Below are 16,577 nucleotides of genomic sequence, written 5' to 3'. Positions count from 1 at the left end.
AAAAAGGCCCACAGCCTCCTTCGCCCATCGCGGGTGCATCGGGCCCGCCAGAGGCTCCGGGTCAAGCTGCGGCTCGCTGTTTGCTAGATTCTGCTTTCAAAGGTTACACTTTTTAATTGACAGTCTCAATCAAATATAGATTTCATTGAAAAAGCCCTGACTGTTATAAGTCAGGGTTAACTTGTTTTCGCCATAAGTTCTCTTGCCCTTGAAAGGATCTGTACCAGGTTATCATAATCCTCAGCTAATTTATGCTCTGGTTTCATCAACAAATCAACTTTCTGTGCAATATAATCGACTTCAGTTGCTCTATTATACAAGGTAGCTTGCATTCCATCTATTTGTTCCTTAATGCGTCTTAACGCTAAATTCACGTTCTCTAGCTAAAATTACAAAACAAAATAAATTATACATAACAGATACAGAAGTTGAAACCGTTTTAAATGAAATGGATAAGTCCTGGCTGGATCTGACTTTCAAGTTCATACCAATAGCAAAAGGCTGGAATACTGTAATTACCGATAATGACACAAACACAAAAGTTGAAGTGGATGAATTAAATGGTTTCGCATTTGATTTTTATATACGAAACATTCGTGAGCTGACGATTGAAAGAGCGAAAAGAGAAATCAAAGAAAAGTTATATTCAGGAGTTGGGGCATAAAGAAAATAATGAAATCCAATTAAAACAAAAAATTGTGTTTAATTCCAATTTATTATAAGTTATTACTATCAAAATAAATTAAGGAGCCATTTATTATGACATCGCATATAAACAATACTTACGACAACAGCAACGATCAATACCCACATTTCAGTGAAGCAATTAAAAATGTATTTTCAAATTTTGGTAGCAAACCATTATTCACAACTGGTGTGGAAGATCTTTTTGAAGTGTTCCTGAATAATTTACCACAAGAAGCACGACAACATTACACTTGTAGCTGCTGCCGACATTTCGTGAGTCGTTTCGGTGGACTAGTATCTATTTCAGAAGATGGTGAAATCAGTTCTGTTCTATGGGATGAAGATAGAACTCCTACGTTCTTTGTCGAGTCTGTAAAAGCAATGAAGGGAATTGTTCTTAATTCAAAAGTCACAGGAGTATTCTTTTCAAGTGAGAGAACACTTGGGCAACCAAACTCAGGTGGATGGAATCATATGTCTGTAAGTCTACCGGAAGAAAAAGTTTACCGTTCTAGACTGAAAACTGCAGGACAAGAAATGGCTGAGAAAAAAGAAGATTTTAGAATCTTGAATGCTGGACTTGGGGAATTTCCTTTGGACATAGTAAATCAAGCAGTGACTTTATTGGAATCCGAGTCTCTTTATCGTTCTGATATATGTATTGGCATTGCTAAATTTCTTCAAGGGTTACATAGCAAACATCGAGACACACAAAACAGTCTTACTCGAGATAACATCACCTGGCTGGCTGTCGCAACTGCACCATCTGGATTTTGTCACATCAAGAGCAGTATGATCGGAACATTGCTTGACGACATTTCTGAAGGATACTCTGTAGATGTAATTTCTCGTAGATTCGCAGAGAAAATGAATCCATCTAACTACATGAGATCGCAATCTTCACCCTCTCAAGGCAACATTCAGCAAGCCGAAAAGATCGTTGAAAAGCTCGGTATCGCTAAATCCTTAAAGCGTAGATATGCACGATTTGATGAAATTCCTCAATTCATCTGGAAGGAAAAAGAAACTGTCAAAGAGGCTGTTAAGAAAGTTGGTGGCGTATTTAGTGGAATTACTCCCAAAGAGAAGTTAACTACTCCTAATAATGTTATGAATTTGCCTAGCACAGTAATGACATTTGACAAGTTCCGACGCACAGTAATACCCACAGCGGAAAGTATCGAAGTTATGGTAGATAAACCGAACAGACTGATGGCTCTGGTTACTGCTTCCGACACAGACGCACCAAACATTCTGCAATGGGATAATACTTTTAGTTGGTACTATCACGGTGGAATTGATGGTGAAATTAAGCGCAGGGTTGAAAGTGCAGGTGGTAAATATGAGGGCAATGAAATTCGATGTTCTCTTATTTGGGAAGGATACACTGATCTTGACTTGCATTGTATAACTCCACGAGGTGAGCATATATTTTATGGTCAAAAACAAAGCAACTGTAGTGGATGGTTAGATGTAGACGCAAATGGTGGTAGAGCTACGACACAATATCCAGTTGAAAATATAAGATGGAGCGAAGGTTCTGCTGTAAATGGGCATTATCATTTTTATGTGCACAATTATTGCGAACGAGGAGATGGAACAACTCCGTATAAGGTAGAGTTAGAAATTAATGGAGAGGTTTTTGTGTTTAATGGGCTTGCTAGTGGAACAGGTTACAAACTTGATGTGTTTAAGTTCGATTATAAGAGGGGACAGCGGCCTAATATTGTTAATGTAAATCAATACTCTTCTGATGGATCGTGGAATGTACCCGTGAATGGATTTGTAAAGGTTAAGGGGGTCACAGATTCTCCTAATCATTGGGGTGAAGTAAAAGTAGCTCATTCAGGCCATCATATTTTCTTTTTGCTGGATGAATGTAAGGATTTGTCTCAAGGCAAGGGAAGAGGATTCTTTAATGAAATGCTGAAATCTGATTTGCGAGAAATCAGAAAGACATTAGAGGCATATACGGCAAATGCCCCTATTGATGAGATTGAGAGTGCGTCAGCATGTGGGGTTGGCTATTCAAAGGATAGTGATTGGAACTTATTCGTTAAAGTAACTTCAAATAATTCAACACGATTGATCAAGATTGATCGTTGGGACTAATTTTTATTGAGACATGGGGAATGTTCATCATTCCCCATAAAATTTGCGTTTGATTCTAATTCAAATAATAAAGGAGATATAAAATGAATAGAGATAACATTGAACTTATTACAAAGTATCAAGAGTTTGAAAAGATGTTTCCACCATTTATTCGAGATATGGATAAAGGACTTTGCATTCCCGAAATAGCAGTCGGATGGGAATGGTGCTTTGATCCTTCAGAAGCCATTGTTCTGGAGAAGATTGATGGTACCAACGTGAAAATTGTAGTTGATGGGTTGAGGTTAGAAATCTATGCAAGAAACCAAAAACATAAAGGTTATGTGAAAACAGAGTTAAATGACCCACAATATAAGTACATTAATGAAGCCGTGATAAATCGCGTTTCTAAGAGATCAAAGAAATTCAAAGATGGGGAGTATTATGGAGAAGCAATTGGTTTGAACATTCAAGGCAATAAATATGGTTTAGACAAGAACTTATGGTTTACGTTTGAGCCACATAAAGATGGAGTTAGTGCCTATAAAGATTATCCTACTACAGATGGTTTTGATAGTTGGAAAGAATGGATCTTGAACCTACGTTCGATTCTAAATCCCAGCGTAGAGGCCGAAGGAGTCGTGTTCTTAAATAGACATAATGGCAAAATGGCAAAACTTCGAAAAGATATGTTTTCAACAGAATATAAGCATAGATAATTTCCAATCAAACTCGTCTTTCATAAGAAACTTAGGAGGAATTTATTAGAATGATTAATACAAAACAACCAAAACCATGACTAACTTTATTAGTATCGGCAAAGAAAACGACTTTATATTTCAAGCCCTTTCACATATGGGGAATGCATCTAGTTTGATGTCTTGGGCTAACAATGCAGTCGAGGACGAAAAGGAAGTTCCCAGACAATTGAAAGAGGAAATGAAGCAAGTTAATGCCAGAATCCATGAGCTTCAGGAGTGTTTGAGAGACATTAAAAATAAATAGATAAAATTCGTATTTCATTTCATTTGGTCTGGAGTAACTGTCGCAACAACACTTCTAAATTTCATTTGTATACGATATTGTAAATATTTCAAAATTAATGTAGCATTAAAGGAAAAACTGGATTTATTAATTAAATTTGGATATGTAATGTAACGCATAGTCGTCCGGAAAGGGCTGGAGAGGTGGCATGAGGACTTGTCCAACTTGCAACAGCGACAAAGTAAAACAAACAACTTCTATTTTCACTAGATTATTGTTATCTGCGTATACATTTTTAACTTTTTTATTTTTTATCGGTAGGGTTAATGACGACTCATTAATTGCTCTATTCCCTTTAATACTTCCCAATTTGTATTTTTGTCTCGATTGCAACAATATCTTCCTTAGGATATTACCAAAATGGAATAAGGATAGTATATTAAATGTTACTGCTTTGGATAAGTATTTATTTGCATTATTACCTTCAATATTATTAATTACACTACTAATCACGTTTTTTCCCTATACTGGACTTGGTAGAATTGTCTATTTACCGTTTATCTTTCTTCTAAACAGTGCAATATTGATTATTAGTTTATTAAGAACAAGACAATTGAATCGGAGTGGTTATCTTTCTGGTGGAGTACTGTTGACTTTAATATTCACAATAGCATTGTATCCCCAAGAGTATAATCCACATGTTTTAAAGCAAATTTGGGTGGCAATATTCGGCTGATAAATAAGTTGAGAAGCTAGGAGTTTTGTTCAGACTATGATGTGGGTTAAATAATTCTATTCTGGAGGTGCAATGATGGAACAGTTAACGCCAGAACTAAGGGCATCACTGGAAGCAATAGACTTTATTGAGCGACACAGAGGTCTATCTTCAAAGTATAGAGCTGATCCAAATGGAAGGTTTGAAAAATATGGGAAGAATGAAGCATTAGCAATATTTAGTGAACTAGGTTACAATGCTTCATTTAACAAAAAAGAGAGTTTCTTTAAAATTGTAGATAAATTTCCTCGATACAAATTCCAATTTAATGTATCCCTAAAATATGGATCTGTAGAGTTGATTTGGGCGGTATGGAAGGATGAATTGATTCAAAGATCTCTTGGTCCTTGGTGTATAATAAAAAGTCAACTGGATGGAAATTTTGAAGATGACAAAATTTTTCTACCAATATTTCGAAATTACGATGAATTAAGAGGGATATTAAAAGAGGCATTACACATGTATGAAGACTTTAAAAGGGAGATGCTTTCTAGGTAGTTAACCATTAAAATCCGCATTTCATTACATACAAAAAGACCCCATTGAGGGTCTTTTTTTGGTTGGCTGCCACTGGATAACTGGATTATGTATTTTGATATCCATAGTATCTAAGGCTTGGATAATACCATTCAAGTTTTCCCTGGTAAAGGTTTTATTCTCATCCTTCACCGTCTCGCCAATGGTTGCCTCGCGTACATTGAATTTCTGATGCAGCGTCTTTTGATCCATTTTATGTTTAATTAATAACTCTTTTAAATTTGACTTAATAACTCTACGTGTAGGCATTTAATCCCCTATCTGCCTCTAGAAGATGATGCCTACATTATAACTTTAAAAGATAAATCTTATCTTTATAAGAATAGAGCAATAAAAGTAAATCAGATGATGTAATAAGGCCGCTCAACTTATTATTTTCCAACAGAGCTGAGAATGAAAGGGAATTAGAAATTGTTCAAATCCCGATTTATGGAACAATAAAGGCAGGATATGATTACATGGCAGAGCAAAACATTCTTGGATACAAAGTTGCAGCAAAAAAAGACGTTGCAAATGGAGAGTACTTTTATCTAATCATTAAAGGTGATTCCATGATCGACGAGGGAATCAGGGAGGGAATGCATGTCCTCGTGAGGAAGCAGACCTTTGTCGAGAACGGGAAGATTGGTGTAGTGATTGTCAATGGAGATGAGGCTACCCTGAAGCGAGTGTTTTATGACGGCTCCAGTGTCATCCTCCAGGCTTCAAATAAGACAGTACCACCAAGAGTGCTATCAGTGGGAGAAGTGATGGTACAAGGCCAAGTTGTGTCCGTGACGTTTGATGTGTAGTGGCCAAAGTTGATGTTTATTATGACTATGTTGAAGCGCAACTCGTGCCAATGGATGTTAATAAAGTTTAAACCAGCAGAGATCCCCTGGGAAAAGGGGCGTATGTTTTTATGCTCAATTTTCCTTTTTTGATTTAGATATGACACTATCTATAGCCGATGGATTTAATCACTCACCCAGAGAAAGAAAATTGCTTGGGGATTGACTTGACCAGAGTGCAGCAGCGTATTAGTCAAATGAGAGGCAAAGGTGAGTTTCACCTTCTATCAAATAAATAAAATATGTAACTTATCAATAATTAGTATCGAATATAATTGACTCAACATATATAAAATGGTATGTTTTAGTAAATAGGATTTTTGTCAGGTGACCAGAGTTAATGTAGGTTCTCTAATAAAGGATAAAACAAGTAAATAAAATTCAGATTTTATTCGAATGAATGTTGAAATTGGAGGATTTATCTATGGGGCTTGATTATAGCTTTGTTACAGTGATTCATGATCACTATAGGGACAAATTGTTCGAATACATAAAAAAACATGGTACTTTAAGTTACGGAGATTGTGCGTGTATCCATTTTGAGATGGATTCATTCATTTTAAAATACCTTGAGGGAGGCTACGACTGGACTCCACACTATGACAAAACTAGAGTCGAAGAATATATAGAGCCGGATGGAAAAGCAAGGATTGGTTGTATTTATATATCTGTAAGGGAACTAGAGGGAACTAACAAAGAAATTGAAGTGTCATTTACTGCTGCTACTACTGATATGAGTCTGCTATTTAAAGATTCAGTTTCGATTTCTAGATGGTTTATAACACTTAGTAAGGAATTAAATTCCATAATTACATATATCGATTTGGAAAGTGAGGGTATAAGAATAATTTATTGTAAGGGTCTAGAATTACGTTTAGAACTTAATGGCGGTGAGTATCATTTAAGTGAATTAAGTAAAAGTTTTCTTGATATTATTAAGGAGTTTTCCGTTCGATATAGACATTTTGAGGAATAACTTATAGAAATCGAATGAATGCCATAAAATCTGATTCCGTCAGAATTAACTTTGAACGCGGGTACTTAAAATGAAGATATATATAAGAAAAAATTTTGACAACGAAATTGCAAACCACAATTTTTATGCAGCCTATGATGGATTTAAACAAATGGGATTTGAAATTAATTATTTCAAAGATATAGCAGAATTATCTGATAGTAAACAAGAAGATATAGTTGTTAGCTATGTTGACGATGTTAGAAAAGTACTTTTTAAACATAATCTAATTACACCTGAAATTGACTATCCAGAGGAATTAAAGGGTTACCTAGGTAGAAATGAAAATTTTATTTGATAGCGGAGGATAAAGTGGAGAAAAAGTATGAGTTTTTAAATAAAATTAAAGATGTACTGTCTGATGGGACATTTGAAGGGGTTTCCATAGGAAGTGTATTTGATGAATCCAGTTTTGAAGGAATTAAGATAATAGATGATACTGGATATCCTATATATTTATTTAATAATCTAGAACTTGAAATTGTTGATGATTACATTTACAGAATTGGAATACGCTATGATGAGTTGGTATTTATAGATGATGTAGAAGAAGTATTTGGTGAAGGTGAGCTTAACACTATTGAACAGTTTACATTTTTATCATATGCGTGTGATTTTTGTGTAATTGTTTTCAAGTTTGTGGGATTAGATGATCATGTTATGGACATATCAATAAATTCAACCATGTTCATGGGCTAATTTAGTTAAATAATGTTCTCCAATAAAAACTGAATCTATGGGAGCTGGAGTCATCATATGAGATACGAAATTATTATTAATATAATCAAAAATAATTCCTCTAAGCATAACTTCGAGGCTTTAACTGAAGATGAAATAAAAAGAGAGCTTGAGGTGAAAGATATCCCTGAAGATTACATAGATTTTTTGAGAGAAGTTGGCTATGGAACTGTTAACAATAATTACTTTAATTTTTATAGTGGATTAATTGAAGTAGACGAAATTTTAGGCCATCTTTATGACGAGGACTCTCATCCGGAATTAAAAGATGTTTTATTGTTCGGTGACAATTCTGCTGGAGATGGAGTTGGATTTTTAGTAACGGATAATTGGAGTATTGTTGAGATATGGCATGATGACAATTTGTCAATTAATTATCGTGATGAAGACACATTTGAAGAATTTGCGCACTCTATATTTGAAGATTAAAGTAACTGATAAAACGGAGATTTCATGAACTGAATTGACAGTGAATGAAAACAGCTAAGGAGATGAATATAGTTGAACACAAGAGACGAAGTAGTTAATAGTATTTTGGACTTCTTGCAATCTGACAAAAGGTCACTGCTTCTTACTGGCACTCATCAATATGAAAAACATAGGTTGATTATGCACGTTTTAAAAGAATATATATCAGAAAGGTCGAAAGTTCTATTCCGTGCAAATTATATGCAAAACATCGGGTCGTTTTTCGATGAACACTATGAGGTTTATAAAACAGGAATAGGCTATGAACTTGGGATACATACTCTATATTTCGACAGTATCAAAAATACGAGCTGGAATAACACTGGAATGGAGTATGACTTTGCTATCTTGTATCCTCTCGACAATGTGGTTAAAAGTAAGCAGCGGATCGAGATACTTAATGACTTGTTTGAAACAAGAAATATCAATAAGTTGTTTTTAGTATCTTGGACTGATGATTTGTCATATGACTACTCTGAACTAAAAGATTATTATGATCAGCATACTGTTTTCGATGAGTTAGAAGAAAATCTATCCTGAATACCACCAGCGAATGATTACAAAAGACTCCGAAAATTCAATAAATCAAATATGCCTTAAAAGATTGGTTTGGTTTCATAGGGGGAACTTATCTGAAGCCATTGAGAAAGCGTACCAAGAAAGTAATAGTGGATGGTTTTCAATTCAAATGTGTGATTGACGAATATTTTAAAAATTTGTTTGTTTCTTTTCGAGCATATCCCTTCAATACTAAAACAACTTTTTTTGAAGTTTGCTTCTCTTGGAAAGGGTGTTGGCACTTTAACTTAAACTTGCCGAGCACCTGCTCAAAATTAATCCAGTATGCAATACGGAATGGTTGGGAGTTTAATCAGGAGAAGAAACAAGTGCGTATTGTTCAAGGAGACTTTTTAATTAAGGAATTATCACTAGAAGGACATAACATCAAATAGAATTCTAGTTTTATTTAAAGGAGAAATTTACTGTGGCCAAACCAAATGTGGATTTTTTATTGAAGATTATTAAGCAGAAAGACCAGGAATTAAAGCAAGCAGAAGAGGATGCATTTTCGTTAGAACTCACTGACCCAAACTTCGAAGAAAAGTACAATAAACTTGAAAAAATAAGACAGGAAGTAATGGACTTAAATCTACAGGTAAGTAGATTAAGTACTTAAACTTCTAAGGAATGGGTAATGGAGGTATACATTGAAAGCACATGTTTTTGTTGATGATGGTGTAGGATTAAATGAAGAACAAGCAGGCCTCTTGTCTGGTTATGAATCGTATATCACCTTCGAAGTCCCGTTGGTGGTTAACTTCGATGATCTGACTGAGTTAAGTAACAACCTCGATTTGAAACAAGGAGTAGACTATATCTTCGGTTGTTCGAATATTAAATTTATCAATTTTTTTATGCTGAAATTGGCCAAAGAGGCTGGGCGACAAAACATGTCAGCTAGATTTATTAACCTTGAACATGCCCCAATAGATGTTTATTCCTTTGTTTATGACGATAGTAATGAGCAGTGGCTGCTTGTTAGGTAATTCTGAATTTTTCTCATATAAAACCTGAATTCTATGAGGTGCTCATTGACTCATTAGATATATAGGCTATTCAAAGGAAATTGATGGTATATTAAAAGGAGTAGAGACTATGAAATGCCCTCATTGCAACAAGGAATTAAGTGAAGTCCCTTTATGTTACGGAATTGAAGCACCAGACTATTTTTACAAGGTACCAGAAGAGAAAAGAACAGAGTTAATTAGAGATTTTTGCGTAATTGATGAACAGTTTTTTTATATTAGGGGACACATTGAAATACCAATAATTGATAGTAGTGAAAAATTTATATGGAGTGTTTGGGCTTCACTTAGTGGTGAAAATTTTTTGAAATCCAATGAATTATTGAATGTACAAGGAAGAGAAAATGAACAACCATATTTTGGTTGGTTGTCGACTGAACTTTCTATATATCCAATATCTACACTGTCATTAAAAACAATGGTACATACACAAGAAGTTGGCGCCGTTCCGTTAATAGAACTAGAACAGACTGATCATCCACTTGCAGTTGAACAAAGAGAAGGAATTACAATGGTGAGAGTAACAGAGATTGCTCATTTAATAAATCATCACAATAGCCAATGAAAACTGACTTTTATTTGGAGGGGCAGCAATGAAAAGATGCATAAACGCGTAGTTATAAGACTATGGGGATATGTATTTTTTTGTTTCTATCGTGTATACTGAGTAATAGCAAATTAATGTATAAGGAGTGTAAATTATGAGTATTGCAAATGCGGAAAATGTAGAGATCGACTTGAATGAATCTGTAGCGCTTGTTTTTAATGAAATTAATAAAGATAAAGAACAACAAAGAGAGATCGAAGATAGATTAGTTGAAAAGAACATTCCAAGAGGGACTTTTGCGGAATTATTAGTGAACCCTGATAAAATTAATACATTAGAAAAAGATGAACTGGTGTTTTTGCTTGTTACAGTATATCAAGTAACAAATGATGAAAGAATTAGACCAACTCACTTTTTCAGTGAGAAAGACATTAATAAAACAAAAAAATATAAGAGAGCTGCTGAGTCCACGTTTAGCTATCCTTATACTTTCGAGAATACTGTCCTTGGTACACCAGATGGCAAGGAATTTGTGACAATCATGACATACAAGGAAGTTGCAGATATTTGGAATAACAAATTGCTTACTTATAACTACCAAACTCAACGTCTCAGTAAAAAGAAAGTAACTGCTAAAGGTAAGCTTACTGAAAAAGCAGATGTTAACATTAAAAGCGTGAAGAATATAACGCGCTTAATGCTTGAAAGAAAATATAAGGCTGATACGTTATTGTTTAACATCCTGGTAAATGGTAATGACAATATTGACTATGACAACGGAGAGCTTACTATCCACGAGGGAACCTCAGTTAACTTGATTGATGGAATGCATCGTGTCCAGGCGATCCTGAGTGTGCTAGAAGAAGAGCCTGACTATGTTGGCTTTATCAATGTGGCCATCAAGCACTACCCTCTGCAGGAAGCTCAATTTATGTTGGGGCAAGTTAATACCGTTAATAGATTTGACAAGACTCTAATTAAGAATTACATGGCAGAGAGCCATGGTGCGCAAATTGCTAAAGATCTTATGAACATACCTGAATTGAGAAGCAGAATATCCATTAAAACGACTTTGGATAAAAAATTAAGCTATCTTACGAACTTCGCAATTCTTTCCGAAGCAATTGATTCTATCTTTGATCCACAGAACACTAAAGAAAGATACGATGCAACAGAAGTGTTGAAAAAGTTCTTTGGATATCTGATTCCTGCGTATGACCAAGCATTCAATAGTAAAACTCAAAAAGAGTTTTCTAAGGATTCATGGTTAAACCATCACAATACTTTTGTTGGATTTGTCGTTATCGCAAAAGCTTTGTATGATAAGTTCGGTTTTGACTATCCAACAAATGAGATTGTTCGTATTATTGATAATATTAATCTTTCCAAAGAGGGGTCTGAATTCAACGAATTGATGACCACACAAGGCAAGGTTAATTCTAACCAGGTTAAGAAAAGTATCCGTAAGTTCTTCGAAGACAAGACTAGCGAGATATTATCTTAATGCTGTTAAAGGAGATGAGATTTAGTTATGTCTAATGTTATATATGAAGACAAATATTTTAATGAAGAAGTCAAGAAAGAGTTTATTGAACAGTATGGGGCTGGAACCCAAAAACTAATTGCAAGAATGTTTAAAATTTCTAATGCAATTGAAAGTGACCTGGAAAAAGATGTTTATGATTTTACCAGAGAAGAACTGCGTAGATTAATGTTTCTATATGCTCCAACAACGGAAAACAGCAGCAAACATAATGTTTCCTGGATTAGTAAATATATAGATTGGGCTATTGAAGAGGGTCATGTTAATGGACTTAACCCTTTAGATCTAGTGCCAAAAGATTGGGCTAGTCAATTTGTTAATAAAACCCTAAAAAAGTACTGGACAGATAAAGAGATTAATCAGATCATTGATAAATGTGCGAATGCTCAAGATGCGGTTATTATTAGCTTACTGTATGAGGGTGTGTGGGGAGAAGGCCATAGCGAGATCCTAGGACTCGCCAAACCCCACGTTGATGCATTTAATAATACGCTCCATTTGTCAGATGAGAATGGAAATAAACGCTCAATTGTTGTTAGTGATAAATGTATCAAACTTTGTGAGCAAGCTTTAAGAGAAGATACTTACGAAAAGATGAATGGTAACACAAGCCCTGATAATCGCGCGGACCAGGCCAATTTGATTGAGAATGATTATGTAGTCAGAAGTGCCAAAACGAATACGAAGCACATTTACGAGAGTGAGAAGAACGTTGTTTATCGTAGACTTACTAAGATTGCAAATGAGCTTAATGAACCACAGTTTCAACCGCGTAACATTGCCTATAGTGGTATGCTGTTTAGGGCAAAGGAGCTTTACCAGGAACGTGGACAACTTGATAAAGAGGAATATGCACTTATTGCCGAGAGGTTCAATTTTAATCTAGATCAGAGTTTAACGCGGATTAAAAATGAATTTCTAAATGTAGAAACAATTAAAGAGCTGTACCAACTAACCTAGATATTTTTCTAGGTTTTTTCTTTTTTTGCATTCGAAAATGTTGACTTATAAAAACAAAAAAATGATATATTACTTATATGAAATTGATATTGTTCTTGTTGAAATCATTTTACAGTGATATGCTTTATTTAAGATATATGGGAGGTGATGGGATATATTGATTGGGAAATTAGCAACTGGAATAGCAAAATACATATACACTGACAACAATAAATACAACTTAAGTTTCGCTAGAACCCAATATACTTTACATGTATTATTGAATTTTTTGTTTGTGTTACTATTTCTTCTAGTAATCTCTTTCTTCATTGGAAACACAACATCAGTTATCCTTTGCTTCATATGCTTTGTTGCATTAAGACTTGTATCTGGTGGGGCATGGCATTTTAAAAATGATTTTCATTGTTTTATTTTTTCAACATTGGTTCTTATCTTAATACCCTTAATTGAGCTCTACAACATTGACTTAAGTTTTCTTAATGTAATCACTGCTGTAATTATTCTGTACTTTGCTCCATTATCTAAGTCAATAACACGTTTTTCAAAAAAGTATTGGACGTTCAAATCAATTGCTCTCCTTTTTATAGCATTTAATTATTTTGTTCTAATATCACCTGTTGTCACAACTGCTTTTTTCATTCAAGCTTTATCTCTGCTAGATATAACAAAAATGAGGGTGAACTATAGTGGTGGTTCGTGAAGTGGTATCATTTGTATTTTCTTTGTTTGATGCAGCTTCAATTCTTTTACTAATTCTGAGTGTGTTCAGGATTAATATCAGGAGTAACATGGTAAGAATCATTGGATCTGTCATTATTTCCACTGTTTTATCCACACTACTATCTAATTTCATTCATCAATACGCTATTTTTTTTCTAGTTCCTGTAATGATTGGAATCGTGAGATTTGTATTTGGAGAAAAAACAAAATATTCAATATGGATCACAATAGTAGGATATGTTTTGTTTTTACTAATTCAGGCTTTTCTTGGGCTACTATTTCTATCGTATGGTCTTATGGGTCCGGAAGACATGCAACCTTTTACAGTTAAAGGTTACATTGCTCAGGTGATAACATTTATTATTGTGGTGATTATTTCAATATTTCTCAAGAGGACTAATGATGGATTTGATTTTGATTTTTCAGATAGAGTTAATACAGGCAGGAAAAGCAGCAGCAAACCTTATGTAATCGTTGCAATTATCTCAGTATTCATTGTTTTAATAACCTACCCAAATCTGTACTATCAAGAAACAATTAGAATGTTTTATTTAGTTCTTGTAATCAATACGTCAGCGTTTTTTCTTCTTATTTTTCTATCAATGAAGAGGGATAGGGAAGAAATGTTGAGATAAAAATTTTCGCAATACGAAGGGAGGTGAGCTAATGAAAAAAATCGTTTCTTTTATGGCAATGCCACTTGTTGCAACTTTTGCTTTTGTTCTTGCTGTAGTTCAACCAGCATGTTTTGGTATTTGGTTTGAACCAGAAGCTCCAAAAGAATAAGAATATTTTAGTTATGTGACAGGGATGTTGTCGAATACATCCCTTTGTATAACTAAATAGAAAGGACTGTTTTATTTGAAGTTGATCGATTGGATTAAACATAGGGTAAGCTCAGAACTTCAAACAGCAGATAGTGAAGTAGTAAAGCAATTGTTGAAAAATTTTGAAGACAGTCTCAAGACATCCATACAATTTATTGATTTAGAAAGTAATTTTATTGTGATTGAACATAATGATGTTTTTTATGTCACTATAGATAGAGCGAAAAGACAGCGAATAGTTACATCCAGGTATGGGACATTTATTACGAAGGAAGAGATACTCGAAAATATTGAAGGAGTCGAAGATTTTGCCTCGCTAGGAAAGACCCTGGTCGTTAACATGAGTAACATCAAAAAATATCATAGTCACAATGGCACTTTATTCTTTGATCTTGATGCTCTTCATAGTGTACAGATTCAACTCAAGTTAATTCCTTATGTCATAAAGCAGGTTGGACAGGAAAATGATTTGTACAGTCCTCTCAATTATCAATATGCCCCTCTTAATACAAAAAAAGTATGAATATTGCTTGATCGACCCGTGTCTCGGTTCGATTATTTTTTTGTCCAAAAAGAATATAATTCGACATTCATCGACAAATATACATAATTTGGACTTATTGTAAACTATTTTTTTGTGCAAATCTGCAAAAATAGAGTGGTGATTACCAAGATAACCCATGATACTATTGTAAATGTTAGGAAACTATATGCAAAGGAGAAGTCACATGTCAAAAGTGATAATCATCGATCCGCACCTGTTTGAAAAAGCTATGCAATGCGAGGATACTAAAACAAACTACGAAGTTATTAAGCACAACATCGACCAAATAGATAAGAAGGTTGATATGTTACATGCTGAATTGGATAAGATCCCTTCATCACTCTTCTTAGCGAGAGAATCAGTAATTGTCCACATGGAAATCCTGGAGAGCAAAAGGCATATAAAAATGGCTGAAATGGAGTATTTGTTCAATAAGGTCATGAATGATACTGAGGAGGGTTTTGCTGAAGATTTTTGTGCAAATGCTAATGAAGAAAATTGGTCATCCGACCTTTAAAAAAACGAAGCATTAGTAAAGAGAATGGAATTGCATGGGCTTTTTTTCTTATAGGGCTTTTATTCTTATATCCTCTGATATTGTTATGGGCTTTAATTGGTCATGCTAAACAATACGAGAGTAGGAATTGATGTCAAGGAGCTGCTAGTGAGAAGCTCTTTTTTATTGGATTTTTATAAGTAACATATGAAACATATATAATTGACTTATAACAATGTGAAATGGTATTATTTAGTTATGTTAGTGGTAATCAAATGGTTATTTTATTGGAACAGAAGGTGTTCTTTTGCTAAAGTTCATACTGGAATCATCAGGGATTATTTTATCTCCAGCATTAATTCCGTTATTTAATACTTTTGTCTGTTTGTACTGACTTTTACCTTTGCTGAGTCAGATACGAAGTTTGGTGTGTCCATTTTTTTACTCATGCTATCAATACCATACTTAATTATTGCTTTAGCTTTCTCATTCTTCATTCAATTTGCTAAGCAAAAATCTAAACAGTGAGGAACCGAAATTTTATAAGGAGCTATTTTATATTTAAAAACTAATTTTCAGAATGAATGGGATGACTGGTTTAATGAACATTTTGAAATAATCCCATAAAAGGCTATTTTCATATGGATGGGTATATTGGAACGTGAAAATAAAACCAATGCTGCTGTTTTATTGACCAATTTGAGGAGCATTTATTAATATGAAGAATATTGAGGAAATTAGCATTGATAGCAGAGTGGCGATTTGTTTGGCCTATGCCAAGCGGACACTTGATTATCTGGAAGATGAATTCGGTGAAGGGAAGTATGATCAGGCATTTAAAAAATTCCGAGAGATCCTTCATATGGGGAATTCATGGCTATTAGGTAGCTATGTAGATTGGGATCAAATATACCGAATGTGCAATGACGATGAAGAAGATTATGGATGTTTTGACTTTATCGCTAATGCTGAAGTGACAGATCGCTACGAAATTCCATCAATATTATTAATCTGGAGTATTTACTACTTCATGTATCAATGTGCTCACAGGTCTAATGAACGTTATTTCCCTCAGGATCTTTGGGATGGACACTTACCAGAAGAGGAAGAAATAAAAATTCTTAATTCACTACATATTGATGTGACCCAATATCTTTCACCAAACATTTGCCAGGAGCTTCGGTTAATTGAAATGAAGTACAGATGATCCTAGAATTCATCAGAATAAA

Annotated in this window: 24 protein-coding genes; 22 read left to right on the top strand and 2 right to left on the bottom strand. The window is 34.3% G+C overall.

The features are described 5' to 3' along the window. Positions 1–176: 176 nt before the first annotated feature. Positions 177–374: a hypothetical protein gene (locus WMW72_RS34395; RefSeq protein WP_341420111.1), complete on the bottom strand. Its 198-nt coding sequence runs from the start codon at positions 372–374 to the stop codon at positions 177–179. A gap of 74 nt (positions 375–448) precedes the next feature. Between WMW72_RS34395 and WMW72_RS34390 the strand changes: the two genes are divergently transcribed. From WMW72_RS34390 to WMW72_RS34370, 5 genes are all read left to right on the top strand, one after another. Continuing rightward, positions 449–664 carry a hypothetical protein gene (locus tag WMW72_RS34390; protein WP_341420110.1) on the top strand — a complete coding sequence of 72 codons (216 nt, stop codon included), beginning with the start codon at positions 449–451 and terminating at the stop codon, positions 662–664. 95 nt (positions 665–759) lie between these two features. Beyond that, positions 760–2,799, top strand: coding sequence for a YfaP family protein (locus WMW72_RS34385; RefSeq protein ID WP_341420109.1), 2,040 nt, complete (start codon positions 760–762; stop codon positions 2,797–2,799). 83 nt (positions 2,800–2,882) lie between these two features. Further along, positions 2,883–3,497 carry an RNA ligase family protein gene (locus WMW72_RS34380; protein ID WP_341420108.1) on the top strand — a complete coding sequence of 205 codons (615 nt, stop codon included), beginning with the start codon at positions 2,883–2,885 and terminating at the stop codon, positions 3,495–3,497. A gap of 76 nt (positions 3,498–3,573) precedes the next feature. Beyond that, positions 3,574–3,783: a hypothetical protein gene (locus WMW72_RS34375; RefSeq protein WP_341420107.1), complete on the top strand. Its 210-nt coding sequence runs from the start codon at positions 3,574–3,576 to the stop codon at positions 3,781–3,783. A 787-nt stretch (positions 3,784–4,570) separates the two neighbouring features. After that, the gene (locus WMW72_RS34370; protein WP_341420106.1) at positions 4,571–5,035 is read left to right on the top strand and encodes a hypothetical protein; all 465 of its coding nucleotides are present in this window, start codon (positions 4,571–4,573) and stop codon (positions 5,033–5,035) included. A 24-nt stretch (positions 5,036–5,059) separates the two neighbouring features. Here the strand turns inward: WMW72_RS34370 and WMW72_RS34365 are convergent, their stop codons facing one another. Then, the gene (locus tag WMW72_RS34365) at positions 5,060–5,323 is read right to left on the bottom strand and encodes a helix-turn-helix domain-containing protein (protein WP_341420105.1); all 264 of its coding nucleotides are present in this window, start codon (positions 5,321–5,323) and stop codon (positions 5,060–5,062) included. Positions 5,324–5,427: 104 nt separating this feature from the next. Between WMW72_RS34365 and WMW72_RS34360 the strand changes: the two genes are divergently transcribed. From WMW72_RS34360 to WMW72_RS34285, 17 genes are all read left to right on the top strand, one after another. Beyond that, complete coding sequence (locus tag WMW72_RS34360; protein WP_341420114.1) at positions 5,428–5,865, top strand: LexA family protein; 438 nt, start codon at positions 5,428–5,430, stop codon at positions 5,863–5,865. A 463-nt stretch (positions 5,866–6,328) separates the two neighbouring features. Then, positions 6,329–6,880 carry a hypothetical protein gene (locus WMW72_RS34355; RefSeq protein WP_341420104.1) on the top strand — a complete coding sequence of 184 codons (552 nt, stop codon included), beginning with the start codon at positions 6,329–6,331 and terminating at the stop codon, positions 6,878–6,880. A gap of 70 nt (positions 6,881–6,950) precedes the next feature. Next, on the top strand, positions 6,951–7,217 hold the full coding sequence (locus WMW72_RS34350; RefSeq protein WP_341420103.1) for a hypothetical protein: 267 nt from the start codon (positions 6,951–6,953) through the stop codon (positions 7,215–7,217). Between the two features lie 14 nt (positions 7,218–7,231). After that, on the top strand, positions 7,232–7,618 hold the full coding sequence (locus WMW72_RS34345; RefSeq protein ID WP_341420102.1) for a hypothetical protein: 387 nt from the start codon (positions 7,232–7,234) through the stop codon (positions 7,616–7,618). 57 nt (positions 7,619–7,675) lie between these two features. Continuing rightward, the gene (locus WMW72_RS34340; RefSeq protein WP_341420101.1) at positions 7,676–8,086 is read left to right on the top strand and encodes an SMI1/KNR4 family protein; all 411 of its coding nucleotides are present in this window, start codon (positions 7,676–7,678) and stop codon (positions 8,084–8,086) included. A gap of 72 nt (positions 8,087–8,158) precedes the next feature. Next, positions 8,159–8,665: a hypothetical protein gene (locus tag WMW72_RS34335; RefSeq protein WP_341420100.1), complete on the top strand. Its 507-nt coding sequence runs from the start codon at positions 8,159–8,161 to the stop codon at positions 8,663–8,665. A gap of 445 nt (positions 8,666–9,110) precedes the next feature. After that, on the top strand, positions 9,111–9,302 hold the full coding sequence (locus WMW72_RS34330; protein WP_341420099.1) for a hypothetical protein: 192 nt from the start codon (positions 9,111–9,113) through the stop codon (positions 9,300–9,302). A gap of 31 nt (positions 9,303–9,333) precedes the next feature. Further along, the gene (locus WMW72_RS34325; RefSeq protein WP_341420098.1) at positions 9,334–9,672 is read left to right on the top strand and encodes a hypothetical protein; all 339 of its coding nucleotides are present in this window, start codon (positions 9,334–9,336) and stop codon (positions 9,670–9,672) included. 109 nt (positions 9,673–9,781) lie between these two features. After that, complete coding sequence (locus WMW72_RS34320; RefSeq protein ID WP_341420097.1) at positions 9,782–10,276, top strand: DUF2199 domain-containing protein; 495 nt, start codon at positions 9,782–9,784, stop codon at positions 10,274–10,276. Positions 10,277–10,412: 136 nt separating this feature from the next. Beyond that, the gene (locus WMW72_RS34315; RefSeq protein WP_341420096.1) at positions 10,413–11,762 is read left to right on the top strand and encodes a DNA sulfur modification protein DndB; all 1,350 of its coding nucleotides are present in this window, start codon (positions 10,413–10,415) and stop codon (positions 11,760–11,762) included. Between the two features lie 27 nt (positions 11,763–11,789). Further along, a complete protein-coding gene (locus WMW72_RS34310) occupies positions 11,790–12,761 on the top strand; it encodes a phage lytic cycle repressor MrpR family protein (RefSeq protein ID WP_341420095.1) in 972 nt (323 codons plus the stop codon). Positions 12,762–12,918: 157 nt separating this feature from the next. After that, on the top strand, positions 12,919–13,461 hold the full coding sequence (locus WMW72_RS35750) for an accessory gene regulator B family protein (RefSeq protein ID WP_423227640.1): 543 nt from the start codon (positions 12,919–12,921) through the stop codon (positions 13,459–13,461). After that, entirely contained in the window at positions 13,451–14,116 is a 666-nt protein-coding gene (locus tag WMW72_RS34305; RefSeq protein WP_341420094.1) for a hypothetical protein, read from the top strand. The genes WMW72_RS35750 and WMW72_RS34305 overlap by 11 nt, the downstream gene beginning before the upstream one ends. 31 nt (positions 14,117–14,147) lie before the next feature. After that, entirely contained in the window at positions 14,148–14,267 is a 120-nt protein-coding gene (locus WMW72_RS34300; protein ID WP_341420093.1) for an AgrD family cyclic lactone autoinducer peptide, read from the top strand. Positions 14,268–14,342: 75 nt separating this feature from the next. After that, positions 14,343–14,831, top strand: coding sequence for a hypothetical protein (locus WMW72_RS34295; protein ID WP_341420092.1), 489 nt, complete (start codon positions 14,343–14,345; stop codon positions 14,829–14,831). Positions 14,832–15,036: 205 nt separating this feature from the next. Then, on the top strand, positions 15,037–15,369 hold the full coding sequence (locus tag WMW72_RS34290; protein ID WP_341420091.1) for a hypothetical protein: 333 nt from the start codon (positions 15,037–15,039) through the stop codon (positions 15,367–15,369). A gap of 697 nt (positions 15,370–16,066) precedes the next feature. Then, on the top strand, positions 16,067–16,555 hold the full coding sequence (locus WMW72_RS34285) for an Imm6 family immunity protein (RefSeq protein WP_341420089.1): 489 nt from the start codon (positions 16,067–16,069) through the stop codon (positions 16,553–16,555). Positions 16,556–16,577: the final 22 nt, after the last annotated feature.

This window comes from Paenibacillus filicis, from assembly GCF_038070315.1.
GTDB lineage: Bacteria > Bacillota > Bacilli > Paenibacillales > NBRC-103111 > Paenibacillus_G > Paenibacillus_G filicis.
Note: the sequence above shows the minus strand (reverse complement) of the source record. Positions and strands in the feature narration are given on the sequence as shown.